The following is a 26,630-nucleotide window of genomic DNA, read 5'->3' on the forward strand; positions in this document are numbered from 1 at the left end:
TATGGTATTGGCAAGAACTTCATGGCACCGGACCCGCATGACTGACCAGACCGCCGCTCCCGCTCCGCTTGCCGCGATCATCCTGGCCGCCGGCAAGGGGACGCGGATGAAGTCCGACCTGCACAAGGTGCTGCACCCGCTGGCCGGCCGGCCGATGCTGATGCATCTGCTCGACAGCCTGTCGACGGCGGGCGTCGCGCGGCAGGTGGTGATCGTCGGCGCATCGGGCGAGCAGGTCGAGGCGGCGGTCCAGGATCGCGGCGTCGCCATCGCCTGGCAGCAGGAACAGCTCGGCACCGCCCATGCCGCGTTGCAGGCCCGGGACGCACTGGCGGATTTCGACGGCATCGCCATCGTCTGTTTCGGCGATACGCCGCTGCTCGCGGCGGCGACGGTGGCGCGGCTGGCGGCGCGGTTGCAGGCGGCGGATGCGCCGGCGGTGGCGGTGCTCGGCTTCCGGCCCGCCGATCCGGCCGCCTATGGCCGCGTGATCGCGGCCGCCGACGGCACGATGGAGCGGATCGTCGAATATAAGGACGCCTCGCCCGAGGAACGCGCGGTGACGCTCTGCAACAGCGGCGTCACCGCGGTGCGGACCGCCGATCTGTGGCGGCTGCTGGCGGCGGTCGGCAACGACAATGCGGCGGGCGAATATTATCTGCCCGACGTGGTCGGTCTGGCCATTGCCGAGGGGCGGCGCGCCGTGGTGATCGAGACCGGCGCGGACGAGGTGGCCGGGATCAACAGCCGCGCCGAATTGGCCGGCGTCGAGGCGGCGTGGCAGGCGGCGCGGCGCATCCGCGCCATGGCGGAGGGGGCGACGCTGATCGCGCCGGAGACGGTGTGGTTCGCGCACGATACGGTGATCGGCCGCGACGTGACGATCGAACCCCATGTCTTCTTCGGGCCCGGCGTGCGGGTGGCGGACGGCGCGACGATCCATGGCTTCAGCCATATCGAGGGCGCGGAGGTCGGCCCGGGTGCCGAGGTCGGCCCCTATGCGCGGCTGCGGCCCGGCGCGGTGCTGGGCGCCAAGTCCAAGGTCGGCAATTTCGTCGAGATCAAGAAGGCGACGCTGGGCGAGGGGGCCAAGGCCAACCACCTGACCTATCTGGGCGATGCGGAGATCGGCGCGGGCAGCAATATCGGCGCGGGCACCATCACCTGCAACTACGACGGCTTCTTCAAATATCGCACGGTGATCGGGGCGGGGGCGTTCATCGGCTCCAACTCCGCGCTGGTCGCGCCGGTGACGATCGGCGACGGCGCGATCGTCGGGGCGGGATCGGTGGTGACCAGCGATGTCGAGGCGGATGCGCTGGCGCTGGTCCGCGCCGAGCGCCAGACCAAGCCCGGCTGGGCTGCCCGGTTCCGCGAGCGGGCCAAGGCCTTAAAGGTGCGCAAGGCCGCCCGCTAGAGCATGATCATATCGTTCCTATTCGGCCCGTCATTGCGAGCGTAGCGAAGCAATCCAGCGCCGCGCGTGAGACCCTGGATTGCTTCGCTGCGCTCGCAATGACGATACTATCGTAAGGCCATGACATCAGGGCCTGATACCGGATTTCCAGGAGTTTCAATCGCATGTGTGGAATTGTGGGGATCGTCGGCGCGGACGCCGTGGCCGACCGGCTGCTCGACGGACTGAAGCGGCTGGAATATCGCGGCTATGACTCGGCGGGCATCGCCACCGACCATGACGGCGCGATCGAGCGGCGGCGCGCCTCGGGCAAGCTGGTCAATCTGGCGCGCGAGCTGGCCGCGCATCCGCTGCCCGGCACCACCGGCATCGCGCATACCCGCTGGGCGACGCATGGCGGGCCGACCACCAACAACGCGCATCCCCATGCCACCGATCATGTCGCGGTCGTCCACAACGGCATCATCGAGAATTTCAAGCCGCTGCGCGAGGAGCTGATCGCTCGCGGCCGCGTCTTCACCAGCGAGACCGATTCCGAGGTCGTCGCGCATCTGGTCAGCGAGCAGGTCGAGGCGGGACTGGACCCGGTGGCGGCGGTGCGCACCGTGCTGCCGCGCCTGCACGGGGCGTTCGCGCTCGCCTTCCTGTTCAAGGACCAGCCGGACCTGCTGATCGGCGCGCGGCTCGGCTCGCCCCTGGTGGTCGGTTACGGCGAGGGCGAGACCTATCTGGGCTCGGACGCGCTGGCGCTCGCCCCGCTGACCCAGCGCATCGCCTATCTGGACGAGGGCGACTGGGTGGTCTGCACGCGCGATGGCGCGCAGGTCTATGACCGCGACAACCATGCGGTCGATCGGCCGGTCACCATCTCCGGCGTCACCGGCGCGTTGATCGACAAGGGCAATCACCGCCACTTCATGCAGAAGGAGATTTACGAGCAGCCGATCGTGGTCGCGCAGACGCTCCGCTCCTACCTCCAGCGGATGGAGGGCAAGGTCGTGCTGCCCATCCCCGATTTCGACCTGTCCACGATCCGTCGCGTCACCATCGTCGCCTGCGGCACCAGCTATTATGCCGGCATGGTCGCCAAATACTGGTTCGAGCAGTTCGCGCGCGTGCCGGTCGACATCGATGTCGCCTCCGAATTCCGCTACCGCGCCCCGGTGATGGAGCCGGGCGGGCTGATGATCGTCATCAGCCAGTCGGGCGAGACCGCCGACACGCTGGCCGCCCTGCGCCATGCCAAGAGCGAGGGGCAGACGATCGCGGCGGTGGTCAACGTGCCGACCAGCTCGATGGCGCGCGAGGCGGACCTGCTGCTGCCGACCCATGCCGGGCCGGAGATCGGCGTCGCCTCCACCAAGGCCTTTTCCTGCCAGCTCGCGGTGCTGGCGGCGCTCGCCGCCAATCTCGCCAAGGCGAAGGGCAAGCTCAACGAGGCCGAGGAGCGCGAGATCGTCCGCCATCTCGCCGAGGCCCCGGCCGCGATCAACGGCGCGCTCGCCTATGACGAGTCGATCGAGGCGATGGCCGGCGCGGTCGCGGGCGCGCGCGACGTGCTCTATCTGGGCCGCGGCACCGACTATCCGCTGGCGCTGGAAGGCGCGCTGAAGCTGAAGGAGATCAGCTACATCCACGCCGAGGGCTATGCCGCCGGCGAGATGAAGCACGGGCCGATCGCCCTGATCGACGAACATGTGCCGGTGATCGTCATCGCCCCCTCCGGTCCTTTGTTCGAGAAGACCGTCAGCAACATGCAGGAGGTGCAGGCGCGCGGCGGCAAGGTCGTGCTGATCTCCGACTATGACGGCGTGGCGGCGGCGGGGCAGGGGTGCCTGGCGACGATCACCATGCCCAAGGTCCACCCGCTGATCGCGCCGATCGTCTATGCGGTGCCGGTGCAGCTGCTCGCCTATCACGTCGCCGTCGCCAAGGGCACGGACGTCGACCAGCCAAGAAACCTCGCCAAATCGGTCACGGTCGAGTAACCGCTCGCAAAGCATTGCATATGGGGAGAGCGGCGTGACGGAACGGCAGAACAAGCCCTTGGTGGCGGGCGTCGAATTGGGCGGCACCAAATGCATCTGCATTCTGGCGCGCGGTCCGGATGAGATCGAGGACCGGGTCCAGCTGCCGACCACCCGGCCGGAGGAGACGCTGAGCGCGATCGAGGCGGTGCTGGAGCGGTGGAGCGGGTTCAGCGCGCTGGGCATCGCCAGCTTCGGCCCCGTGTCGATCGACCCGCATGCCGGCGACTATGGCCATATCACCTCCACGCCCAAGCCCGGCTGGGCGAACCAGGACGTCGCGGCGCGGTTGCGGCGCAAGGCGGGGGTGCCGACCGGCTTCCATACCGATGTGGTCGGCGCGGCGTTGGCCGAGGCCCGCTGGGGCGCGGCCAAGGGGCTGCCCGACATCGCCTATGCCACGGTCGGCACCGGCATCGGCGTCGGCCTGATCGCCGGCGGCAAGCCGGTCGACGGGCTGACGCACAGCGAGTTCGGCCATATCCGCCCGGTGCGCGTGCCCGGCGACGACTGGATCGGCTGCTGCCCCTATCACGGCGCCTGCCTGGAGGGACTGGCGGCGGGACCGGCGATCCAGGCCCGCACCGGCATCCCCGGACCCGACCTGCCCGCCGATCATCCGGCCTGGGACCTGGTCGCCCATGCGCTGGGCCAGTTGCTCCACGCCCTGGTCCTGACCGGCGTGCCGCGCCGGATCGTGATGGGCGGCGGCGTGATGGTCGGCACCGACCATCTCTTCCCCCGCGTCCGCGCCGCGATGAGCAAATCGCTGTCCGGCTATGTCGCCTTGCCGGAAGTGGCGGATGCGGACACCTTCGTGGTGCCGCCGGCCCTGGGCGGCAATGCCGGGCCGCTCGGCGCGATCGTGCTGGGCGCGCAAGCTCTTGGCGAACAATTGCAAACATCGTTCATGGGGGCTTAACTGGCGCTGCTTACCCGGCCTTCAGGCCTTTTGGGAGAGCATGGCACCATGGCAGAGCCTGACCAGCGGGAGATCGTGCGGATCCTGGTCGTCGACGACGAGCCGGCGATGCACGACAGCTATCGGCGCAGCTTCGCGGCCGTGGCGGACAGCGGCGCCGCGGCGCTGGGGGCAATGGCGCAGGATCTGTTCGGCACGGACGACGCGCCGCCCGTGCCGCCGCCCCGTTTCGACCTGACCCATGTCGACCAGGGCGGCGACGCGGTGCTCGCCGTCGCGGCGGGACTGGCGGCGAACGCACCGTTCGCGGTCGTCTTCCTCGACATACGGATGCCGCCCGGCATCGACGGGCGGGAGACGGCGGCGCGCATCCGCTCGCTCGACCCCGATATCAACATCGTGATCGTCACCGGCTATTCCGACCATGCGCCGCTCGACATCGCGCGGCAGGCCGGGCCGGTCGACAAGCTGTTCTACATCGCCAAGCCGTTCGACGTGGCCGAGATCGTCCACACCGCCACGGCGCTGGGCGAACGCTGGCGGGTCGACCGGCTGCTCGCCGCGACGCGGGCGGACCTGGCCCGGCAGGTCGCGCTGCTGGAGGATCGCACCGCCGAACTCGCCGCGAACGAGAGCCGCGCGCTGCACATGGCGATGCATGATTCGCTGACCGACGCGCCCAACCGTCTCGCTTTCCTGCGCGCGCTGGGCGACCGGGCGCGCCAGCCAGGCCTGTTCGCGATCGCGATGTTCGATCTCGACCGGTTCAAGCTGGTCAACGACACGCTGGGCCATCTGGCGGGCGACCGGCTGATCCAGCTCGTCTATGCGACGCTGCACGAGACCGCGCCGGAAGGCGCCCTGGTCGCGCGGCTGGGCGGCGACGAATTCGGTATCCTGTTCGACACGCCCGGCGAGGCGGCGGCGGTGATGGCCTGCGAGCGGGTGATCGCGGCCTGCGGAATCAGCTTCGACGTGTTCGGCCATTCGGTGAAGGGCGGCAGCTCGGCCGGGCTGAAGCTGGCGGCGGAGGATGGCCCGCGCGACCCCGTCGACCTGCTGCGTCGCGCCGACCTGGCGCTGAACGACGCCAAGCGCGCCGGGCGCGGTCAGGTGCGCGTCTTCGACGAGGAGATGGACGAGAGCATCCGCTTCCGCCGCCGGGTCGAGGGCGGGCTGGACGAGGCGATCGCGCGCGGCGAACTGAGCCTGGTCTATCAACCGATCGTCGCGCGCGACACGATGGCGATCGCCGGGTTCGAGGCGCTGCTGCGCTGGGATACGGAGGATTACGGCCGACTGAGCCCGGGCATCTTCATTCCGATCGCCGAGGAATCGAACCTGATCCACGATCTGGGCGACTGGGTGCTGGAGAAGGCGCTGGCCGAGGCCAAGGCGTGGCCCGACCAATATGTCTCGATCAACTTCTCGCCGCGCCAGTTCCGCCGGCAGAATTTCGTCGGCCATGTCATGGAAAGCGTCGAGCGGGCCGGGGTGGCGCCATCGCGGGTGCAGATCGAGATCACCGAATCGGCGATCTTCCAGGATGCCGAGCGTTCGGCGGAGACGCTCTATCGCCTGCGCCAGATGGGGTTCCGCATCGCGCTGGACGATTTCGGCACCGGCTATTCCAGCCTGTACAATATCCGCACCTTCGCGCTCGACTGCCTGAAGATCGACCGCAGCTTCATCGACGGCATGGGGCGCGAGCGTGAATCGGCGGCGATCGTCCATTCGATCATCCATCTCGGCCGCGCGCTGGGGCTGGAGGTGATCGGCGAGGGCGTGGAGACGGATGCGCAGGCCCAGGCGCTGCGCATCGCCGGCGCGGCCTATCTCCAAGGCTATTATTTCTCGCTGCCGGTGCCGGCGACCCATGCGCGCGAGATGGCGCAGGCCGGGCTGATCGACCCGCAGGGTGCGGCGTGGGAGGCGACGGGGACCGTCGGTTGAGGCGGCGGGGCGGCGGACCCCGGTCGCTCGGCCGCCGGCTGGTCTGGCTGCTGAGCGTGTCCGGGCTGGTCGGGGCGCTGGCGATCACGCTGCTGCTGGCGGCGATCATCACCCCCAGTTTCGACACGCTGGAGGCGCGCGGCCTGACCCGCGACATCGCCCGGCTGCGCGCGGCGATCGAGGACAGTGCCGGCGATGTCGAACATGACGCGCATGACCTGGCCGTAAGCGGCGCGCGTCTCCGTCTGTCACCGGGCGAGGCGATGGCGCGGATCGCGGCCGATGGCCGGTTGTTGACGCAGCCGGGCGACGCCGCCGCCCGCGTCCGGCTGGCGGGCGTGCTGCGGGACCGTTCGATCCTGCGGGGACGCAGCGGCACAACGGTCACAGGTGGTTTCGCGGTGAGCGACGGCAGGCTGGTGGCGATCGGCATGGTGCGACCGCGAGGGCAGGAGGCGGCGCTCCTGCTGATGCGGCCGGTCGATCCCGAACGCTGGGCCGGCCCGATCCGCGCGACGGTGCGCCTGGTGCCGGCCGCAGCCGGGACCGGCGTGCGCGACTGGTCGTGGCGGACAGTGGGCGTGCAGCTTCCGCTGACCGGGCCGGACGGGCGAACGGTCGCTGTCGCTCGCTTCGACCTGCCGCGCGACATGGCGATGCTGGGGCGGCGCATGCTGTTGCTGTCGGCGGTCGGAGCGACGCTGCTGCTGCTCGGCCTGCTGCTGGTCCTGCGCCGCGCCATCGCGCGCCATGTCCTCGATCCGCTCGCGCGGGTGGAGCGGCACATGCAGCATGTCCGCCTGTCCTCGATGCTGACCCCGATCGACGACGATGGTCGGCGCGACGAGATCGGGGCGCTCACCACCAGCCTCAACGCGATGCTCGGCCAGTTGCGCGACCTGCACGAGCGGATCGAGGCGCAAGGCTTCGCGCTTGGCCGGTCGGAAAGCGCGGTGGCGGTGATGCACAATGTCCGGAACGCGCTCAATCCGGTCAGCACCATCCTCAGCCGCTCGACCGGCGCGCGGCCGGGTGCGGACCGGGCGACGCTCGACCGCGCCGTGGCGGAACTGGCGCTGCCCGACCTGCCACCCGAGCGACGGCAGCGACTGGCCGCCTTCCTGGCCGCCGCGCTGGAGGCGGACGCGCGCGACCGGGCGCGGATCGCGGCGGATGCGGCGGCCGGGCGCGACGCGCTGGCGCATGTGCTGGAGGTGATCGGCGCGCAACAGGCCCAGGCGCATGAACGCCCCCCGCTGGAGCCGTGCGACATCGTCGAGCTGGCCGCACGCCAGGCGTCGATCGTGCATTATGCCCCCTCCGCCTCGATCGTGCTGAGCCTGCCGGCCGGACCGGTGATGGTCCGTGGCAACCGGCTGCTGCTGTCGCAACTGCTGGCCAATCTGGTCGGCAATGCCGTCGACGCCATCGTTGCGGGCGGCACGGGGAGCGGGCGAATCTCGGTGACCGCCGGGGGCGACGAGGGGCGGGTGACGATCACGATCCGCGACGACGGCGTGGGCTTCGCGCCGGGCAGCGAGGTGGCCTTGTTTCGGCGGGGCTATTCGACCCGGGCCGATCGGCGTGGCGGCCTGGGTTTGCATTGGTGCGCCAATGCGATGGCGGCGATGGAGGGGACGCTGGACCTGCGCTCCGCCGGGCATGGCCTGGGGGCCGAAGCGGTGCTGACCCTGCCCCGGCCGTGATGATGCAATCCGGATCGGACCGATCGCCTCTGTTGTCGGACCAGCCGGCGGTATAGCCTGTATTTCACTTCCGCTTTACCATAGATGCTCGGAAAAATTCGTGTGGAGGCAGGGTGATGAAGGCGTTGGTGAAGGGGCTGGCGATCTCGGCGGCACTGCTGGTGGCCGGACAGGCGCAGGCGGCGACGGAGCTGACCTATGTCTTCCAGGCGCGGGGCGCGGGGACGATGATCACCGGTTACGGTAACCAGGGGCCGATCACCTCCGCTTTCTCGGGCGCGACGATCCGATTCGTCGTGTCGGTCGTGGACGGCGCGAATGTCGGCTTCGGTTATGCCAATTCACCGATCATCCTGTCGTCGGACGATCAGGGCGTCAGCTTCCGGTTCGAGCCGGTCCGCTACGGCGTGTCCGGCAACGGCCGGGCCTGCGTGGCCGGTGGCAGTGCCGACGGGTTCGTCGCCGTGGCGGGGCAGGTGACCGATCCCTCGTGCAGCCCGGTGACGATCAACACGGCCGATTATGGCGGACTGGGCAGCCGGTTCACCGGCGTCATCACCGGCTTCGACGTGCTCGACGGACGGGTGGGCGACGACTTCAGCTATACCCCGATGGTGCCCGAGCCGGCGACCTGGGCGCTGACGCTGCTCGGCTTCGGCCTGGCGGGCTATGCGTTGCGCCGGCGCGGCGCGGTCTTCGCCGCCGCCTGATTGCCGGCGGTCAGAACAGGCTGGGCTGGACCGGGTCCGGCTCCGCCAGTCCGGCCGGGGTCAGCGCCGACAGGGTCAGGCCGAGCAGCCGGATACCCCCCGGCACCGGGAGTTGCGCGTCAAGCAGGGTCCGGCCGATCGCCAGGAAACCCGCCTGATCGGTGACGGGCGTCCGGCTGGACCGGGCGCGGGTGATGGTGGAGAAATCCGCCCGGCGCAGCTTCAGCGTGACGGTGCGGCCATGCGCCTCGTGCCGCTCGACCCGCGTCCAGGCGGCCTCCGCCACGCGGACGAGCTGCGCATGAAGCTCCTCCCGCGTGCTCAGGTCGCGTTCGAAGGTCCGCTCCGCGCCGATCGACTTGGCCTCGCGATGCGCGCGCACCGGGCGATGATCCTCCCCCCGCGCGGCATGGTAGAGATAGCTCGCATAGCTGCCGAAATGCCGCTGGAGCATCTCGAGCGACCGGTCGCGCAGATCGGCCCCGGTCAGGATGCCCAGCGCCTCCATCCGCCGCGCGGTGACCGGCCCAACGCCGTGGAATCGCTTGACCGGCAGTCCCGCGACAAAGGCCGCGCCCTTGTGCGGCGGGATGACGCATAGGCCGTCCGGCTTGTTCTGGTCGGACGCCAGCTTGGCGATGAACTTGTTGTAGCTGACCCCGGCCGAGGCGGTGAGGCCGGTATCCGCCTTGATCCGGCGGCGGATATCCTCCGCGATCGCGCTGGCCGAACCCAGCCCGTGGCGATCCTCCGACACGTCGAGATAGGCCTCGTCGAGCGACAGTGGCTCGATCGCATCGGTATAGTCGCGGAAGATGGCGCGGATCTGTTGTGAGACCGCATGGTACACCTCGAAGCGCGGCCGCACGAAGATCAGGTCGGGACAGCGCCGCACCGCGGAGGACGAGGGCATGGCCGACCGCACGCCGAAGGCCCGCGCCTCATAGCTGGCCGCCGCGACCACGCCGCGCGCCCGCGAGCCGCCGACCGCCACCGGCCGCCCCCGCAGGGCGGGATCGTCGCGCTGCTCGACCGACGCATAAAAGGCGTCCATATCGACATGGATGATCTTGCGTGGCCGCTCCTCGCTCATGACTCCTGCTCCATAAGTGCAACCAACTGTCCGTGCGAACATTTGCGCGGGACGCCCCGATGCGGCAGGAGCGCGGGCGGGATCACGGTCGGAAAGGACGCCATGAAGCCGGGGCAGGATTGCTGGCGCATCGAACGCGCCGATCGGATGACGGTGATCGTCGACGCCGACGAATATTTCCGTGTGGCGCGCCAGGCGATGCTCCAGGCGAAGCGGCGCATCCTGCTGATCGGCTGGGATTTCGACGCGCGCATCGTCCTGGATCACCAAGCGACCGAGGGGCCGGCGCCGGTCGGGGCGTTCATCCACCATCTGGTCGAGCGCAATCCTGAGCTGGAGGTGCACCTGTTGCGCTGGGATGTCGGCGCGATCAAGTCGCTGGGGCGGGGCACCACCATCTTCACCGTGCTGCGCTGGATGAAGCATCCGCGCATCCATACCAAGCTGGACGGGCATCACCCGACCGCCGCCTCGCACCACCAGAAGATCGTCATCATCGACGACTGCCTGGCCTTTTGCGGCGGCATCGACATGACCGGCGACCGCTGGGACACGCGCGAGCATCTCGACCAGAGCCCCTATCGCCGGCGGCCGACCACGCGGCGGCACTACAAGCCATGGCATGACGCGATCAACGCGGTGCAGGGCCCGGTGGCGGGGGCGCTGGGCGAGCTGTTCCGCCAGCGTTGGAATGCGGCGGGCGGCCAGCCGATGGAGCCGATGAAGCCGTCCGGCCCCTGCTGGCCGGAGGGGCTGCGCGTCGATTTCGAGGGGATCGATGTCGGTATCGCGCGGACGGTGCCCGAGATGGACGACCAGGCGCCGGTGCATGAGAGCGAGGCGCTGTTCCTGGCGCAGATCGCGGGGGCGCGACGGCACCTGTATATCGAAAGCCAGTATTTCGCCTCGCGCCGGATCGCCGAGGCGATCGCGCGGCGGCTGGACGAGACGGACGGGCCGGAGATCGTCGTCATCAATCCGCTGACCGCGCAGGGCTGGCTGGAGCCGCTGGCGATGGACACGGCGCGCGGGCGGCTGATGGAGGCGCTGCGTCGCCGCGACAAACATCGCCGGCTGCGCATGTACCATCCCTATACCGATGGCGGCACGCCCATCTATGTCCATGCCAAGATCCTGATCGCGGACGACAACGTCTTTCGCCTGGGGTCGAGTAACGTCAACAACCGCTCGCTCCGGCTCGATACCGAATGCGACCTGGCGATCGAGGCGACGACCGAACGGGACCGGGCGCGGATCACCGAGATCCGCGACGACCTGCTGGCCGAGCATCTGGGCGTGGCACCCGAGGTGGTGACCGCCGCCATCGCGGAGAAAGGCTCGCTGATCGGGGCGATCGAGCATCTGCGGGGGGTCGGCAAGACGCTACGCCCCTATGCCGTCCCCAACCTGTCCGAGGTCGAGCAGTGGCTGGCGGACAATGAGGTGCTGGACCCGGAAGGCCCTGGCGAGATGTTCGAATCGCTGGCAAAACGGGGTCTGTTCCGGCGATTTGGCCTGCGTCCGCGCTGACCCTGACCGGTTTCCGGCTGGATTCGCGCGGCCGCATGGGCCAGTGGGCGCGATAACTCAGGACCCATGCCGCTGTGGCATGGGACGTGGAGGCGAATCCGAATGCTTGGCTGGTTTCAGTCGTTGATGCCCAAACAGGGCAAGTTCTTCGATCAGTTCGAGGCCCATGCCGCGACGCTGGTCGCCGGCGCGGGCGCGTTGCAGCGGCTGCTGAGCGGTGACGGACCGATCGAGGCGGAGGTCGCCGAGATCGTCGCGCGCGAGCATGAGGCGGACGACATCACCCGCGACGTGCTGCAGGATGTGCGCCGCGTGTTCGTGACGCCGTTCGACCGGTCGGCGATCACCGACCTGATCGGGGTGATGGACGATGCCATCGACCAGATGAACCAGACCGCGAACACCATCGCGCTCTATGGCGTGACCCGGTTCGAGCCGCAGATGGTGGCGATGGCCGGCATCGCGGTAGAGGCGGCGCGGCTGACCCAGGAGGCGATCCCGCTGCTCCGCTCGCTCAACCGCAACAGCGAGCGGCTGAACATGCTGACCGCGCGACTGATCGAGATCGAGGGGCAGGGCGATTCGATCCACGACCAGGGCTTGAAGGCGCTGTTCCAGGCCCGGCAGGACCAGCCCATGCAGTTCGTGATCGGCCGCGAGATCTACAGCCACCTGGAACGCATCATCGACCGGTTCGAGGATGTGGCGAACGAGATCCAGGGTCTCGTCATCGATCACGCCTGATGACCGTCTCGCTTCCGATCCTCGTCGCGCTGATCGGCGTGGCGCTGCTGTTCGATTTCCTGAACGGCCTGCACGATGCCGCGAACTCGATCGCGACGGTCGTGTCCACCCGCGTGCTCAAGCCGCAATATGCGGTGCTGTGGGCCGCCTTCTTCAACTTCATCGCCTTCGCCGTGTTCGGGCTGCATGTCGCTCAGACGGTCGGCAAGGGCATCGTCGATGCCAAGATCATCGATCCGGTGGTGATCTTCGGCGCGCTATCGGGCGCGATCGCCTGGAACGTCATCACCTGGGTGAAGGGCATTCCCTCCTCGTCCAGCCATGCGCTGATCGGCGGCCTGCTGGGCGCGGGCATGGCCAAGGCGGGATCGGCCGCCGTGGTGTGGGGCGGGGTGATCAAGACCGTCATCGCCATCTTCGCCTCGCCCGCCATCGGCCTGATCCTGGCGCTGATGCTGGTGCTGGCGGTGGCCTGGACCAGCATCCGGCTGACGCCGCTGGGCGTCGACAAGCGGTTCCGCAAGCTCCAGCTCGTCTCCGCCGCGCTCTATTCGCTGGGCCATGGCGGCAATGACGCGCAGAAGACGATGGGGATCATCGCCGTGCTGCTCTACAGCCAGGGCTATCTGGGCGGCGAATTCTCCGTGCCCTTCTGGGTGGTGCTGAGCTGCCAGGCGGCGATGGCGCTGGGCACGCTGTCGGGCGGCTGGCGGATCGTCCACACCATGGGGTCGAAGATCACTCGGCTGACCCCCGCGCAAGGGTTCTGCGCGGAGACGGGCGGCGCGATCACCCTGTTCATGGCGACGCTGGGCGGCATCCCCGTCTCCTCCACCCACACCATCACCGGCGCGATCGTCGGCGTCGGCGCGTCGCGGCGGCTGTCGGCGGTGCGGTGGAACGTGGCGTCGAACATCGTCATCGCTTGGTTCATCACCCTGCCGGCGGCGGGCGCGATCGGCGCGGCGGTCTTCTACGCGACGCGTTTTTTGACCGGGTTCGACTGATCGGCGAAGAAATCTGTTGCATGGGTCGGAGGCGCTGGATATAGGCGCGCCTCCAAGCCAATCCGGTCGGCTCCCGAAGCGCCTCACAAGGGCACTTAATGACGATCGGAACTCCGTCGGGGAGTAGCTCAGCCTGGTAGAGCACTGTCTTCGGGAGGCAGGGGCCGGAGGTTCGAATCCTCTCTTCCCGACCATTATTTTCCGCGAGGGCCGGCCATTGTGCCGGCCTTTGCTTTATCCGCCATCCGGCTCGCATCGTCGCAGCGACGCCCTCCTCATCGGCACCAGCCTCGCCATGGCGCGTTGACCGCCCGAGCAAGGAGAAGATGATGGCCGACGACCGCACCGAAAAGCCGATCCTCTACATGCCCGACAGCCCCAATGTCGGCGCGGCGGACCCGGACGGCGACCCGGACAATCCCAAGCGCGCCGCGCAGGACAAGGCGCGGGCCGACGACCTCGCCGCCAAGGTCGCGATCGGCGACGAACTGTCCGCCTATGAAACGGTGGCGGGACGCGGCGTCGCGGGCAAGTAAGACAGGGGCGGGGGTGCCGGCCCGACCGGCGTCCCCGATCATCGGGAGGTGGATGGATGAGCATAGGCGTACGGATCGCCCCGATGATGGTCGTGGCGGTGGCGCTGGTCGGTTGCGGCGCGCCCGAGCGGTCCGCCGAGACGCCGGCGGCGGCGGCCACATCCACCCCTTCGCCCGTGCCGACGCCGGGGCCGACAGCCCGCGCGACCCCGATCCGGCCGGCAGAGACCGGCCTGTTATCCTGCGCCGAGGAGATCGGTGCGACCGCCGCCGCGCAACGGGTCGCGATCTGCCGCGATGTCTCGCCCGCGACTCACCCGCCTTGCAACGCCGCCAATAGCTGTGCGCTGATCGAGGATGAGATCGCCCGGTCCTGCGCGCTGTTCGACGGGAAGGGGTCGCCGATGAAGGGCTGCGGCCCCGATCCGAAGGGCGGCGAAGCGGCGACGAATGTCGTCCGACGCTATTATTCGGCCCTGAACGCAAGGGACTATTCCACCGCATGGCAGAGCTGGGGCGATGATGGCCGGCCGGGGCAGCGCTATGCCGATTTCAGCAAGGGGTTCGCGCAGACGCGTTCGACCCGCGTGACGATCGGTGCCTTGCCGCCGAGCGAGGGTGCGGCCGGTTCGATCTACCAGACGGTGCCGGTGACCGTGGAGGCGGTGCTGAACGATGGCGCGCGACAGCGTTTCGTGGGCCAATATGTCGTGCGCCGGGTCAATGGCGTGGATGGCGCCAGCGCATCGCAGCTTCGATGGCATCTGGATTCCGCGACGTTGCGGCCCGCCGAAAAGAATTAGGGGCGATGGAACCGGTTCCAGCCATGGTCGTTTAAGGCCGTTTTGCATATATTAAGTGATGCACACATATCGTCTCGTACGAAACGGGTGGGGGACGACAAGGGCATCATGATGCTGGCGAAGGCTTTTGGTCGAGGATGGGGGCATATCGTCGCCATTGTCGGCGCATTGCTGTTCGCATCCTTGGCCGGTCCGCTTCCAGCGCTGGCCCAGCCATCCGCCCAGCCGCCCATGGTCAAGGATTTCGCCTATGACCGCTGGACCACCAACGAAGGGCTGCCGCACAACAGCGTGCAGAACATCGTCCAGACCCGCGAAGGCTATTTGTGGCTCGCCACTTGGGAGGGGCTTGCGCGGTATAACGGTACGCGCTTCACCACCTTCTCGCGCGACAGCAACCCACCGCTGCCCGATAATGGCGTGACCAGCATCCTGTCCGACCGGCAGGGCAATCTCTGGATGGGTGACACGCGTGGCAATCTGGGCCGCCGGGACTCGGCGGGTCGGTGGCGCTTCTGGGGCGTGCGTAATGGTCTGCCGCACGCGACCATCCTGGCGTTGGCGCAGGACAGCAAGGGGCGGCTCTGGATCGGCTTCATGCGCGGCGGACTGGGCATGTTGTCGCCGGACGGTCGGTTCCGGCGCCTCGAATCCCCCGCCGGTGGGCCGCCGCTTTCGATCCTGGGGCTGGCGATCGATGCGCAGGACCGGCTGTGGATCGGCGGGGTCGATGGTCTGGTCGAACGGACGCCCGACGGCCGGATGCGTCGCCTGTCCAAGTCGTTCGACTTGCCGGCCGGTGCGGTGCTGCCCTTTGTCGATCAGCGGAAGCAGCTTTTCCTGCTGGCCAGCGGGGAGTTGCGGCAGGTGCAGGGCGACACAGCCCGCCTGATCTATCGGTTGCCGGGCACCAATCGCTTCAGCGCGATGACGGCGGATCGTTGGGGCGGCCTGTGGTTGGGCACCGAGAATCTCGGGGTGCTGCACCTGGCCCGCGGGCAATCCGAATGGATCACCCCGACCCAGGGCCTGCCGGAGGGGCGGGTTGCCTCCGTGTTCCAGGATCGCGAGGGCAGCATCTGGGTCGGCCTGAACGGCGGGCTCTATCGCTTGCGCCAGGCGCTGTTCACCAATCTGCGCCAGGAGAACGGGCTGTCGGGCAACTATGTCCGCGCGCTGGTGGAATCGGGCGACCGCAGCTTGTGGGTGGGCAGCAGCCGCGGGCTGGATCACGTCGCGCCCGATGGCCGCATCACCCATATCCCCATCGTTCAGGCGGGGGTGCCGGGCGACAGTTCCCCATCGGTCCTGAGCCTGTTGGCGCAACCCGATGGCGATGTCTGGGTCGGGACCTTGGGCGATGGAATCTTCCGGGTGCACGATAACCGGATCGTCGCGCGATACGGCAAGGCCGAGGGGATCAGGGACATGCGCATCCGGACCCTGGCGGCCCGGCGTGGCGGTGGGTTATGGGCCGGCACGCGGCGCGGGGTCGTCGCGATCGACGGGCAGGGGCAGGTACAGCAGCCGATGCTGCCGGGACTGCCGAAGACGATGATCTATGCGATCGCCGATACCCGCCATGGCTTGTGGATCGGCACGATCAGCGACCTGACGCTGTGGCCGCCCAACGGCATCCCCCGCCGGATCGACATCGGGAAAATGGCCGACGCCAGCAGCGCCCTGGCGCTGTTCGAGGATCCCGACCAGAGCGTCATGTGGATCAGCACCGATCGCGGCCTGTTCCGCTATCGCTATGCCGATGGTCAGCTCGCCCATGTCGGACGCGATCAGGGCCTGCCGGTCGACACCGTCTTCCAGATGGTGCTGGACCGGCGCGGGGCGGCGTGGCTGGGCAGCAATAGCGGCGTGTTGCGCATCGACTATGCGGCGTTGATGGCCGTCGCGGACGGCAAGCGCCGGACGATCCGGGTGGATCGGTTCGACCGTCTGGACGGCATGGCCAGCGCGCAGGGCAATGGCGCGTCCGGGCCGACGACATTGCTGCGTCGGGACGGTTCGATCTGGTTCGCCACCGCCGAGGGCGCCGCTGCCGTCCGGCCGGAACGCGAGGCGCAATTGCGCGTCCGCACGCCGCCACCGCTCGTGATCGAGGGAGTATTGGTCGATGGCGAGCCGGCATCCTTCGCCGACAATGCGGGTTGGGTGTCGATCCCGGCCAAGACGCGGCGCGTGTCGATCGCCTATGGCGGCCTGAGCTTCCTGTCCCCGCAAAGCATCCGCTACCGCACCAGGCTGGTGGGCTATGAGAATGACTGGATCGATCGCGGGGGCGAGCGGATCGTCGACTATACCGCGCTGCCGCCCGGTCGCTATGCGCTGCATGTCAGCGCCTCCAATGGCGGCGGTCCGTGGAGCGCGCAGGACCAGGTCCTGCGCTTCGTGATCGAGCCGTCCTTCTGGCAACGCTCCGACTTCCGGTTGGCGCTGGTCGTGCTGTTGGTGGGGCTGGCCGGCCTGGCCTATCGCTGGCGGGTCGTGAACCTGCATCGTCGTGCCCGGCATCTGAGCCTGCTGATCGAGGAACGGACCGCCGATATCCGCCGCCAGGGCGAGATGCTGATGCTGGCGACCGAGGAAAAGGATGCGCTGCTCGCCCAGCTCGCCAATCAGGCGCGCACGCTGCGGCGCATGGCGCATGAGGACGCGCTGACCGAACTGCCCAATCGCCGCCGGTACGAGGACGAACTGGCGGAGCAACTGGCGAGCTATGCGGAACATGGCCGTCCCTGGTCGCTGGCGATCCTCGATATCGATCACTTCAAGCGGATCAACGACCGGCATTCCCATGCGGTCGGTGACGCCACGCTGCGCCGGGTGGCGGCGGTCATGCGCGATTCGGTCCGCGACGGCGATCTGGTCGCGCGGCTGGGGGGAGAGGAATTCGCGCTGCTGATGCCGGATGCCGACGCGGCCGAGGCGCGGATGGTCTGCGAGCGGGTGCGTGGCGCGATCGAGGCGGCGCGCTATGACGCCTGCGCGCCGGGCCTGCGGGTGACGATCAGCATCGGCGTGGCGACCTGGCCGGGCTATCGCTCGCCCTCGGCGATGCAGGCGGCGGCCGATGCCGCGCTCTACCGCGCCAAGGAGAATGGGCGGAACCGGGTGATGGCGTCGGATACGCCGCAATCGGCGCAACTCGACGTGGTGGGCTGACGGGGACGAATCACCCATCTGCTCCGGTGCCGGCCCAAGGTCAGGCGGCACGCGACCGGGACTTGATCAGGGTTCGTCCGGCCTGATCGGACCATGCCGCAGTATAGCCGGGCATTCGCCGACCCAGGTTCATAGATGTTTTATGGGTGTCCCCAGCAAAATCAGTCTGCAACCAGGGGAGAATGGTGCCCAAGGGCGGGATCGAACCACCGACACTGCGATTTTCAGTCGCATGCTCTACCAACTGAGCTACTTGGGCCCGCCTAGCGGAAGCGCGTCTCTAGTAGGAGCCGTCGTCGCTGTCCAGCCCTTGTTTCGAAGAATTTTGATCGGGCAGGCGATAGCTTTCGTTGAGCCATTGCAGCAGGTCGCGGTCGCGGTGCCGCGCCGAGCAGAAGGGGCGGTGATCGGGATGCGCGGGCTCGCCGCAGATCGGGCAGGTCGGTTCGGCCATTACAGGCTCTCCAGCAAAGGGGTCATGCCGGTGCGGCGGGCAAGCTCCGCCAGCCAGTGCGGACGGGCGTCGAGATAGGCAAGCACCGGCGCGGGCAGGCGGTGGCGGTTCGCGCTTCCCGGCGGCACGCGTTCCAGCGTCCGCAGCGCGGCGCGGGCGGCAGCCGCGACCGGATCGGCGCGCAGCCGCTCGGGCAGCGAGGCGCGGGGGCGGGGTCGGACGATCTGGACGAAGCCGAAGCCGTTCATCGCCGTCCGCTCGAACGGCGGCGGCAGGATGCGGTCGATCGCCGCCGTCACCGCCTGTCGGGCCGCCTTGCCCTCGATCGTGGGGAAGTCGATGCCGATCGACCCGCCGATACCGTGCCGGCGGATCGATTCGGCCACCGCCTCGGCCGCCGCGATGGCCAGGGGTTCGAGCGGGGGCGGACCGTCCACGTCGAACAGCGTCATGGCCGGGGTCGGCGTCATCACCAGCGCGCCGCCGGCTAGGGCCTCCGCAAAGCGGATATCGCCGGTCTGCGCTTCTTCGAGCAGCTCGGACCAGCCCGCCGCCTCCAGCGCATCTGGCTGGTGCGGGTGGAGCGTGCGGACGGGGTGGCCGGTCGCTGTGATGCGGGCGAGCAGGTCGGGACCGGCCTGTTCGGTCCGGTCGGTGACGATCGCGCGCGCCGGCTTGGGCCGGCCGATCTCCGGCAACGCCTCGCGCACGATCTCGACGGTCAGCACGCGTCCGGCGGACAGGCCGGCAGGGACGGCGGCGATCAACGCGGCCTGACCGTCCGCCAGCAGCAATCGACCCTGGCGAGCGGGCAGCAAATGGGTGAGCCGGGCCGGCATCACGCTGCCCAGGCGCGGGCCGCTATCCTCCGGCTCGATCAGCGCTTCCAAGATGCGGTCGTCCTCGACCAGCGCGGCGCGGGATTCACCGATCCCGGCCTCGTAGAGCCATTCAGGCAAGCGGCAGGCCGGCGGCGCGCAACAGCGCACGGGTTTCCATCAGCGGCAGGCCGACGACGCCGCTATGGCTGCCATGGAGAAAGCGGACAAAGGCCTCGGCGCGGCCCTGGATGGCATAGCCGCCCGCCTTGCCCATGCCCTCGCCGCTGTCGACATAGGCGTCGATCTCGGCCGGGGCGAGAGGGCGAAAGGCGACGATGGTGTCGGACAGGCGGACGCGCTCCCGCCCGTCGGGCCCGATCACGCACACCGCCGACAGGCAGTGATGCCGCCGCCCGGACAGCAGCCGCAACATGCGTCGCAGATCGGCTTCATCCTCCGGCTTGCCGAGGATGCGCGGGCCGACCGCGATCGTCGTGTCGCCGGCCAGCACGATCTCGCCCGCGCCCCGCGCGACCGCGCGCGCCTTGCCCAGCGCGAGGCGCTGCGCATAATCGCGGGCGGCCTCGCGCGGCAGCGGTGTCTCGTCGATGTCGGGCGCGGCGAGGCGATCGGGCAGGACACCCAGCCGGCCGAGCAGTTCGAGCCGGCGCGGCGAGGTGGAGGCGAGCACGAGCGTGGCGACGGGCGCGGGAGGCACGTTCGCCGGTTCGATCGGATCGGTCATGGTCGGCGTCAACGGCGCGACAGGCGCGCCATCGGCGATCAGGACGGCCCGGGGCCGCCGCGGCCGGGCATGAAGCGATAGGTGATGCGACCCTTGGTGAGGTCATAAGGGGTCAGTTCGACGAGCACCTCGTCGCCCACCAGCACGCGGATGCGGTTCTTGCGCATCTTGCCGGCGGTATGCCCCAGAATCTCATGGTCGTTCTCGAGCTGCACGCGGAACATCGCGTTGGGGAGGAGTTCCACCACGCGACCGCGCATCTCGAGCAGTTCTTCCTTGGCCAAATACAAACCCTTTGTCGTGAAGATGCGTCGCCTTACCCCAACGGGCGCCAAAAAGAAAGGCGCGAGGGGATGGCGGCTTGCGTCAGGCTCGGTCGACGCCTTTCCAAGATGGGATGTCGCCGTGGAAATGGCAAGCCGGCCGTCGGGGGGAACGATCGCGGCGGTCGCGCGCTCCTGCGGCCGGACCTTGGGAGACGGACGATGGACGACGCACGCATCTGGACCTTCGAGGAAAGCCTGTGGACGGCGACCCCCGAACATTATCGCGAGTCGATCGACGACGAATGCCTGATGGTCGTGCCGACGCCGCCCTTCGTGATGAGTGGCGAGGAAGCGGTCGCCGCCGTGTCGGCGACGCCGCGCTGGACCGATGTCTCGTTCAGCGAACGCCGCGTCGCCCGGCCTCAGGAAGGGCTGATCGTCATCGCCTATCAGGTGCGCGCGTCCAAGGATGGCGAGGATGCCTATGAGGCGCATTGCACCTCCACCTATCGCCGACGCGGCCATGAGGATTGGACGGTGATCCAGCATCAGCAGACCCCTCCGGTCACCGCCACCGCCAAGATCTAAGTCGTTGATCGTGCGCGGGGGTGCCGCCCGACGCGGATTTCGGACGCTTCCCGATGCAACCGGAAGCGCGTGCCGGCGGTTTTCCGTTGAGCCGGCGATGTCGCGTGGCATGAATAATGTCGGCGCGGACGTTCCGTTGCCGATGTTCAAGGAGGGATCGAATGACCGACGAGCGCCACGAGAAGATCAGCCGCCGCGCCTACGAATTGTGGGAGAAGGAAGGCGGCGCGCACGGCCGGCATGACGATCACTGGCACCAGGCGGCAAGCGAGCATGACTCGGAAGGTGGGTCGGCGACCACCGCATTGCCGGAGGAACCGGCCGACTCCCCGGCCACGCCGACGCCGATGACCGAAACGCCGGCCGCCCCGCTCGATCCGGAACCGGCCGACCACCCCGCGCAGACCACCGCCGCCGAACCGCTGGCTCCCGCCAATGCGCAGCCCGCCGCCAAGGCGACCAAGCCGCGCCGGAGCAAGGCTACGACCAAGCCTGCCTGATATCTCGGGCCTGCCTCACCTGTTTCTCGCATCGACCGGAGCTTCCATGGCCGACGCCGCTATGCCTATGTCCTCGACCGACCCGGTCCATCTGCCGCCGCCCGCCACCGCCGAACAGGCCGCGGCGACACCCCGGCTGGTGGTCGAGTCGCTCAGCCCCAGCGTCGAGGGCGGCGACTATCCCGTCCGCCGCGTCGTCGGGGAGGAGATCACGGTCGAGGCGACGGTGTTCACCGATGGCCATGAACAGCTCGCGGTCGAGCTGCTCTGGCGGCCCTGCGATGAGACGGAATGGCGGCGCGTGCCGATGACCGCGCTGCCGACCGATGTCTGGACCGCCAGCTTCACGCCGGACCGGCTCGGCCGGCATGAATATACGGTCGAGGGCTGGCTGGATGTGTTCGGCGGTTTCCGGCGCGACTTCCGCAAGAAGCTGGACGCCGGGGTCGCCCAGGATGTCGATCGCCAGGAGGGGCGCAACCTGGTCGAAGCGGCCTCGGCGCGGCAGCCGGCGCTGCGCGACTGGGTGACGCGGATCGACGCGGCGGGCGAAGGCGCGTCCGACCTGTTGCTGTCGGACGATCTGGCAGCGGCGATGGCGACGGCGGACGCGCGACCCTTCGCGCTGCGTTCGGCCCGGCAGCTGGTCGATGCGGAGCGGATCGCGGCGCGCTTCTCCTCCTGGTACGAATTGTTCCCGCGTTCGATCACCACCGATCCGGCACGGCACGGGACGTTCGACGATGTGATCGGCCGCCTGCCGCAAATCCGCGACATGGGGTTCGACACGCTTTACTTCCCGCCGATCCACCCGATCGGGCGCACCAACCGCAAGGGGCCGAACAACAGCCTGACCGCCGGAGAGGGCGATCCCGGCAGCCCCTATGCGATCGGCGCGGCGGAGGGCGGGCATGATGCGATCCATCCCGAACTGGGCGGCTTCGAGGCCTTTGCCCGGCTGGTCGAGGCGGCGCAGGCGCATGGGCTGGAGATCGCGCTCGACTTCGCCATCCAGGCCTCGCCCGACCATCCCTGGCTGACCGAGCATCCCGGCTGGTTCGCCTGGCGGCCCGACGGGTCGATGAAATATGCGGAGAATCCGCCCAAGAAGTATCAGGACATCGTCAATGTCGACTTCTACGGGCCGGACGCGGTGCCCGGCCTGTGGGCGGCGCTGCGCGACGTGGTGCTGCTCTGGGTCGAACATGGGGTGAAGACCTTCCGGGTCGACAATCCGCACACCAAGCCCTTGCCCTTCTGGGAGTGGATGATCGCCGATGTGCGTGCGCGCCATCCGGACGTGATCTTCCTGGCGGAGGCGTTCACCCGGCCGACGATGATGTACCGGCTGGCCAAGGTCGGCTTCTCCCAAAGCTATACCTATTTCACCTGGCGCGACACCAAGGCGGAGCTGGAAAGCTACATCACCGAGCTGACGACGGAAGCGCCCAAAGAGTTCTATCGCCCGCATTTCTTCGTCAACACGCCGGATATCAATCCGGTCTATCTCCAGACCTCCGGTCGGCCGGGCTTCCGTATCCGCGCGGTGCTGGCAGCGACCCTGTCGGGACTGTTCGGCGTCTATTCGGGGTTCGAACTGTGCGAGGCCGATCCGATCCCCGGCAAAGAAGAATATAACGACAGCGAGAAGTATATCGTCAAGCCGCGCGACTGGAACGCGCCGGGTAATATCATCCTCGACATCGCAATGCTCAACCGCCTGCGCCGCCGCTATCCGGCGTTACAGACGCATCTCAACACCCGCTTCTTCGTGGCGGGCAACGACAATATCATCTGGTACGGCAAGCCGGACCCGGACGGGCAGGGGATCATCTGCGTGATGGTCAATCTCGACCCGCATCAGGGCCAGGAATGTACATTCCAGGTGCCGCTCTGGGAGCTGGGCCTGGACGATAACAGCAGCGTCGCGGTGGAGGATCTGGCGGAGGGCTATCGCTTCCGCTGGTATGGTCGCGACCAGTTCATCCGGATCGAACCCGACCAACCTTTCCGCATCTGGCGCCTGACGAGGGATCAATGATGAGTGACGCGCCCGACACGATGACCGATCCGCTCTGGTACAAGGACGCGGTGATCTACCAGGTCCATATCAAGTCCTTCTACGATTCGAACAATGACGGGATCGGCGACTTCAAGGGATTGATCCAGAAGCTGGACTATATCGCCGATCTCGGCGTGACCTGTATCTGGCTGCTGCCTTTCTTCCCCTCGCCGCGGCGCGACGACGGCTATGACATCGCCGAATATCGCGACGTGTCGCCGGATTACGGCACGATGGAGGACGCGCGCGCCTTCATCGCGGCGGCGCACGAACGCGGCATCCGCGTCGTGTTCGAGCTGGTCATCAACCACACCTCTGACCAGCATCCCTGGTTCCAGGCAGCGCGCCGTGCCCCGCCGGGCAGTCCGGAGCGGAATTTCTACGTCTGGTCGGACGACAACACGCTCTATTCCGGCACGCGGATCATCTTCCTCGACACCGAGAAGTCGAACTGGACCTGGGACGAGGAGGCGGGGGCCTATTTCTGGCACCGCTTCTACTCCCACCAGCCTGATCTCAACTTCGACAATCCGGCGGTGATCGAGGAAGTGCTGTCGGTCATGCGCTTCTGGCTCGACATGGGCGTGGACGGGCTGCGGCTCGACGCCATCCCCTATCTGATCGAGCGCGACGGCACCTCGAACGAGAATCTCCAGGAGACGCACGAGGTCCTGAAGGTCATCCGGCGGACGCTGGACGCCGAATATCCCGACCGGATGCTGCTGGCGGAGGCCAATATGTGGCCCGAGGACACCCAGCAATATTTCGGCGATGGCGAGCGCGGCGACGAATGCCACATGGCGTTCCACTTCCCACTGATGCCGCGCATGTACATGGCGGTGGCGCAGGAGGATCGCTTCCCGATCACCGACATCATGCGCCAGACGCCGGATATTCCGGCGGAGTGCCAATGGGCGATCTTCCTGCGCAACCATGACGAGCTGACGCTCGAAATGGTGACGGACGCCGAGCGCGACTATCTGTGGAACACCTATGCCGCCGATCGGCGCGCGCGGATCAACCTGGGTATCCGCCGTCGTCTGGCGCCCCTGATGGAGCGGGACCGGCGGCGCATCGAGCTGATGAACGCGCTGCTCCTCACCATGCCGGGCACGCCGGTGCTCTATTATGGCGACGAGATCGGGATGGGCGACAATATCCATCTCGGCGACCGCGACGGCGTCCGCACGCCGATGCAATGGTCGCCCGATCGCAATGGCGGGTTCAGCCGCTGCGACCCGCCCGACCTGACGCTGCCGGTGATCCAGGACCCGCTCTACGGCTATGAGGCGGTGAACGTCGAGGCGGCGGAACGCGACCGCCACTCCCTGCTCAACGCGGTCAAGCGGATGCTGGCGGTCCGGCGCGAGCATCAGGCGTTCGGGCGCGGGACGCAGCGCTTCCTGCGGCCGGCCAATCGCAAGATCCTGGCCTATGTCCGCGAATATGGCGAGGACGCGATCCTGTGCGTCTTCAACCTCAGCCGCACCGCCCAGGCGCTGGAGCTGGAGCTGGCCGATTTCGAGGGGCGCACGCCGATCGAGCTGACCGGCGGCACGCCCTTCCCGGCGATCGGCCAGACGCCCTATGTGCTGACGCTGCCGCCTTATGGCTTCCTGTGGTTCGCGCTGTCGTCGCAGGCGGACGCGCCGTCCTGGGCGACGCCGCCCGCGCCGATGGAGGCGGAGCGCTTCACCTTCGTGCTGCGTCCGGCCTTCGCGGACATCGTGGTCGGCTCGAACCGCGCGGTGCTGGAGCGCGACGTGCTGCCCGCCTATGTCGCGCAGCGCCGCTGGTTCGGTGCGAAGGACGAAACGGTGCAGGCGGTGCGGCTAACCCGGCTCGATCCGATGCCGGAGGTCGACGACCTGCTGCTCGCCGAGGTGGAGGTCGAGACCGACAAGAGCCTGTCCCGCTATGCCCTGCCGTTCGGCATCGCCTGGGAGGGTGAGGTGCAGAGCCGCTTCGCCGCCGGACTGGCGCTGGCCCGCGTGCGGCGCGGGCGACAGGTCGGGCTGCTGACCGATGGTTTCGCCATGTCGGACTTCGCCCGCTCGGTGATCGCGGCGATGCAGGGCAATGTCGTCGCGGGCGAGGGCGAGGGGGCTCTGGCCTTCTCCGCCGACGGGCTAGACTTGCCCGAGGATGCGGAACTGGAATGGCTGACCGCCGAACAGTCGAACAGCTCGATGGTGCTCGGCCAGTCGGTGGTGCTCAAGCTCCTGCGCCGGCTGGAGGCAGGCATCCATCCCGATGCGGAGATGGTGCGCCATCTGGTCGCGGGCGGCTTCGAAGCGGTGCCGCCGGTGCTGGGCGAGGTGCGACGCGTCGGCGACGACACGCTGCTGATGCTGGCGCAGCGCTTCGTACATAACCAGGGCGATGCGTGGAGTTGGACGCTCGGGATGCTTGAACGGCTGGCGACCGATGACAGCGCGACCTATGCCAATTACGCGAACTTCGCCGAGACGCTGGGACGGCGCCTGGCCGAGATGCACGCGGTGCTGGCACGGCCGAGCGACGATCCGGCCTTCGCCCCAGAGGTGATGGACGAAGCGGGCGCGACCCGGCTGGCGGCGGATGTACGCGCCGATGTCGAACGCGCGCTGGCGCAGATCGCAGCGGCGGGCGTGACCGGCGAGGCGGCCGAATGGCTCGCCACCCACGCGGCGGCGGTCGCCGAGCGGATCGAGGCGGCGGCGGCGGACGCGATCGGCGCGCAGCGCACCCGGATTCATGGCGACCTGCATCTGGGGCAGGTGCTGGTCACCGGCGGCGATGTGATGATTATCGACTTCGAGGGGCAACCCGCCAAGCCGCTGGCCGAACGCCGGGCCAAGGATCTGGCGCTACGGGATGTCGCCGGCATCCTGCGCTCGTTCGACTATGCGACGGCCGTCGCCGACCGGTCGCGCCCGCCGGGGCCGGATACCGAGGCGCTCCGGGCGGAGCGGCGCTATGTCCGCTTCTGCCACGATGCGCGCAGCGTCTTCCTGGAGGCCTATCGCCAGGCGCGGGACGTGGCGGTCGATCCGGCGCTGCTCGATCTCCTGCTGGTGGCGAAGGCCGCCTATGAGGTCGGCTATGAGGCGGCGAACCGGCCAGACTGGATCGAAGTGCCGGTCGACGGTCTCTACCGGGCGGCGCGCCGGCTGGTCGGAGCCGAAGACCAGGAGTGAGGGCGAGGGGCAGGCGGGTCGCCTCGGCGACCGGCCTGCTCCCGTCATTCCATCGACGCGAAGGTCAGGACTGGACGGACCGCACGCTGCGCCGGTTGCGGCGCGTGACGATGGTCAAGCCGATGCCGACCAGCATGATCAACGCGGTGGACCCCTCCGGGGCCAGCGTTGCCAGTTCCAGGCCAGCCTCATGGATGGGGCGTGCGGCATCCTGGGTCGGGCCGGCATGCGCTCCGGCGGCGATGGTCAGCAGGGCTGCGCCAAGTGTCAGGCGGAAAGGGATCATCGAGCAACTCCGTCGCTAGGCTTCGTTTCGCGCTCAAGTTCGTCCAAGTGCGTCCTTAACCTTGATACCCCCATTTTGTTGCAACGCAGCGCGGATCGCGACTG

21 protein-coding genes, 2 tRNA genes and 1 pseudogene are annotated in these 26,630 nt (G+C 68.5%); 17 read left to right on the forward strand and 7 right to left on the reverse strand.

Annotation, left to right across the window (positions count from 1 at the left end):
- Window positions 1-37: 37 nt before the first annotated feature.
- The 6 genes from glmU (at window position 38) to QE452_RS02000 (ending at window position 8,735) form a co-directional block, all read left to right on the forward strand.
- The gene (gene glmU / locus QE452_RS01975; RefSeq protein ID WP_309658449.1) at window positions 38-1,417 is read left to right on the forward strand and encodes a bifunctional UDP-N-acetylglucosamine diphosphorylase/glucosamine-1-phosphate N-acetyltransferase GlmU; all 1,380 of its coding nucleotides are present in this window, start codon (window positions 38-40) and stop codon (window positions 1,415-1,417) included.
- Between the two features lie 164 nt (window positions 1,418-1,581).
- Window positions 1,582-3,405, forward strand: a complete 1,824-nt coding sequence (gene glmS, locus QE452_RS01980) for a glutamine--fructose-6-phosphate transaminase (isomerizing) (RefSeq protein WP_309658450.1) — start codon at window positions 1,582-1,584, stop codon at window positions 3,403-3,405.
- A gap of 34 nt (window positions 3,406-3,439) precedes the next feature.
- Window positions 3,440-4,366 (forward strand): ROK family protein, encoded by a 927-nt coding sequence (locus QE452_RS01985; protein ID WP_309658451.1) that lies wholly within the window; start codon window positions 3,440-3,442, stop codon window positions 4,364-4,366.
- Between the two features lie 48 nt (window positions 4,367-4,414).
- Entirely contained in the window at window positions 4,415-6,319 is a 1,905-nt protein-coding gene (locus QE452_RS01990) for an EAL domain-containing protein (protein ID WP_309658452.1), read from the forward strand.
- Window positions 6,316-8,025 (forward strand): ATP-binding protein, encoded by a 1,710-nt coding sequence (locus tag QE452_RS01995; protein WP_309658453.1) that lies wholly within the window; start codon window positions 6,316-6,318, stop codon window positions 8,023-8,025. The genes QE452_RS01990 and QE452_RS01995 overlap by 4 nt, the downstream gene beginning before the upstream one ends.
- Window positions 8,026-8,141: 116 nt before the next feature.
- Window positions 8,142-8,735, forward strand: coding sequence for a PEPxxWA-CTERM sorting domain-containing protein (locus QE452_RS02000; RefSeq protein ID WP_309658454.1), 594 nt, complete (start codon window positions 8,142-8,144; stop codon window positions 8,733-8,735).
- A gap of 10 nt (window positions 8,736-8,745) precedes the next feature.
- On the opposite strand, the gene dinB is transcribed toward QE452_RS02000, so the two are convergent.
- Window positions 8,746-9,828 (reverse strand): DNA polymerase IV, encoded by a 1,083-nt coding sequence (gene dinB, locus QE452_RS02005; RefSeq protein WP_309658455.1) that lies wholly within the window; start codon window positions 9,826-9,828, stop codon window positions 8,746-8,748.
- Window positions 9,829-9,930: 102 nt separating this feature from the next.
- Here dinB and QE452_RS02010 point away from each other — a divergent pair, with 102 nt between their 5' ends.
- The 7 genes and pseudogenes from QE452_RS02010 (at window position 9,931) to QE452_RS02040 (ending at window position 17,625) form a co-directional block, all read left to right on the forward strand.
- The gene (locus tag QE452_RS02010) at window positions 9,931-11,358 is read left to right on the forward strand and encodes a phospholipase D-like domain-containing protein (RefSeq protein WP_309658456.1); all 1,428 of its coding nucleotides are present in this window, start codon (window positions 9,931-9,933) and stop codon (window positions 11,356-11,358) included.
- Window positions 11,359-11,451: 93 nt separating this feature from the next.
- Window positions 11,452-12,102: pseudogene (locus QE452_RS02015) on the forward strand (DUF47 domain-containing protein); the annotation flags it as partial.
- Window positions 12,102-13,109, forward strand: a complete 1,008-nt coding sequence (locus QE452_RS02020; RefSeq protein WP_125994039.1) for an inorganic phosphate transporter — start codon at window positions 12,102-12,104, stop codon at window positions 13,107-13,109. The pseudogene QE452_RS02015 and the gene QE452_RS02020, both read left to right, overlap by 1 nt.
- A 117-nt stretch (window positions 13,110-13,226) precedes the next feature.
- A tRNA-Pro gene (locus QE452_RS02025) sits at window positions 13,227-13,303 on the forward strand.
- A gap of 135 nt (window positions 13,304-13,438) precedes the next feature.
- The gene (locus tag QE452_RS02030; protein WP_309658457.1) at window positions 13,439-13,645 is read left to right on the forward strand and encodes a hypothetical protein; all 207 of its coding nucleotides are present in this window, start codon (window positions 13,439-13,441) and stop codon (window positions 13,643-13,645) included.
- A gap of 56 nt (window positions 13,646-13,701) precedes the next feature.
- Entirely contained in the window at window positions 13,702-14,448 is a 747-nt protein-coding gene (locus QE452_RS02035; protein WP_309658458.1) for a hypothetical protein, read from the forward strand.
- An 87-nt stretch (window positions 14,449-14,535) separates the two neighbouring features.
- Window positions 14,536-17,625 carry a two-component regulator propeller domain-containing protein gene (locus QE452_RS02040; protein WP_309729535.1) on the forward strand — a complete coding sequence of 1,030 codons (3,090 nt, stop codon included), beginning with the start codon at window positions 14,536-14,538 and terminating at the stop codon, window positions 17,623-17,625.
- 183 nt (window positions 17,626-17,808) lie between these two features.
- Here the strand turns inward: QE452_RS02040 and QE452_RS02045 are convergent.
- The 5 genes from QE452_RS02045 to infA form a co-directional block, all read right to left on the reverse strand.
- A tRNA-Phe gene (locus QE452_RS02045) sits at window positions 17,809-17,884 on the reverse strand.
- Window positions 17,885-17,905: 21 nt separating this feature from the next.
- Entirely contained in the window at window positions 17,906-18,079 is a 174-nt protein-coding gene (locus tag QE452_RS02050; protein ID WP_125994042.1) for a DNA gyrase inhibitor YacG, read from the reverse strand.
- Window positions 18,079-19,038: a ribonuclease gene (locus tag QE452_RS02055; protein ID WP_309658460.1), complete on the reverse strand. Its 960-nt coding sequence runs from the start codon at window positions 19,036-19,038 to the stop codon at window positions 18,079-18,081. The genes QE452_RS02050 and QE452_RS02055 overlap by 1 nt, the downstream gene beginning before the upstream one ends.
- Window positions 19,031-19,645: a Maf family protein gene (locus tag QE452_RS02060; protein ID WP_309658461.1), complete on the reverse strand. Its 615-nt coding sequence runs from the start codon at window positions 19,643-19,645 to the stop codon at window positions 19,031-19,033. Before QE452_RS02060 ends, QE452_RS02055 begins: the two co-directional genes overlap by 8 nt.
- Before the next feature lie 38 nt (window positions 19,646-19,683).
- On the reverse strand, window positions 19,684-19,929 hold the full coding sequence (infA, locus tag QE452_RS02065; RefSeq protein ID WP_055844981.1) for a translation initiation factor IF-1: 246 nt from the start codon (window positions 19,927-19,929) through the stop codon (window positions 19,684-19,686).
- Between the two features lie 201 nt (window positions 19,930-20,130).
- Between infA and QE452_RS02070 the strand changes: the two genes are divergently transcribed.
- The 4 genes from QE452_RS02070 (at window position 20,131) to treS (ending at window position 26,240) form a co-directional block, all read left to right on the forward strand.
- Window positions 20,131-20,499, forward strand: a complete 369-nt coding sequence (locus QE452_RS02070) for a DUF4440 domain-containing protein (protein WP_309658462.1) — start codon at window positions 20,131-20,133, stop codon at window positions 20,497-20,499.
- 161 nt (window positions 20,500-20,660) lie between these two features.
- Window positions 20,661-20,999, forward strand: a complete 339-nt coding sequence (locus QE452_RS02075) for a DUF2934 domain-containing protein (protein WP_309658463.1) — start codon at window positions 20,661-20,663, stop codon at window positions 20,997-20,999.
- A 46-nt stretch (window positions 21,000-21,045) separates the two neighbouring features.
- Window positions 21,046-23,040: an alpha-1,4-glucan--maltose-1-phosphate maltosyltransferase gene (locus tag QE452_RS02080; RefSeq protein WP_309658464.1), complete on the forward strand. Its 1,995-nt coding sequence runs from the start codon at window positions 21,046-21,048 to the stop codon at window positions 23,038-23,040.
- Window positions 23,040-26,240 carry a maltose alpha-D-glucosyltransferase gene (treS, locus tag QE452_RS02085; protein WP_309658465.1) on the forward strand — a complete coding sequence of 1,067 codons (3,201 nt, stop codon included), beginning with the start codon at window positions 23,040-23,042 and terminating at the stop codon, window positions 26,238-26,240. The genes QE452_RS02080 and treS overlap by 1 nt, the downstream gene beginning before the upstream one ends.
- A gap of 64 nt (window positions 26,241-26,304) precedes the next feature.
- Here treS and QE452_RS02090 read toward each other — a convergent pair whose 3' ends face one another.
- Window positions 26,305-26,526 (reverse strand): PEP-CTERM sorting domain-containing protein, encoded by a 222-nt coding sequence (locus QE452_RS02090; protein ID WP_309658466.1) that lies wholly within the window; start codon window positions 26,524-26,526, stop codon window positions 26,305-26,307.
- Window positions 26,527-26,630 lie beyond the last annotated feature (104 nt).

This window comes from Sphingomonas sp. SORGH_AS_0438 (genome assembly GCF_031453475.1).
GTDB lineage: Bacteria > Pseudomonadota > Alphaproteobacteria > Sphingomonadales > Sphingomonadaceae > Sphingomonas.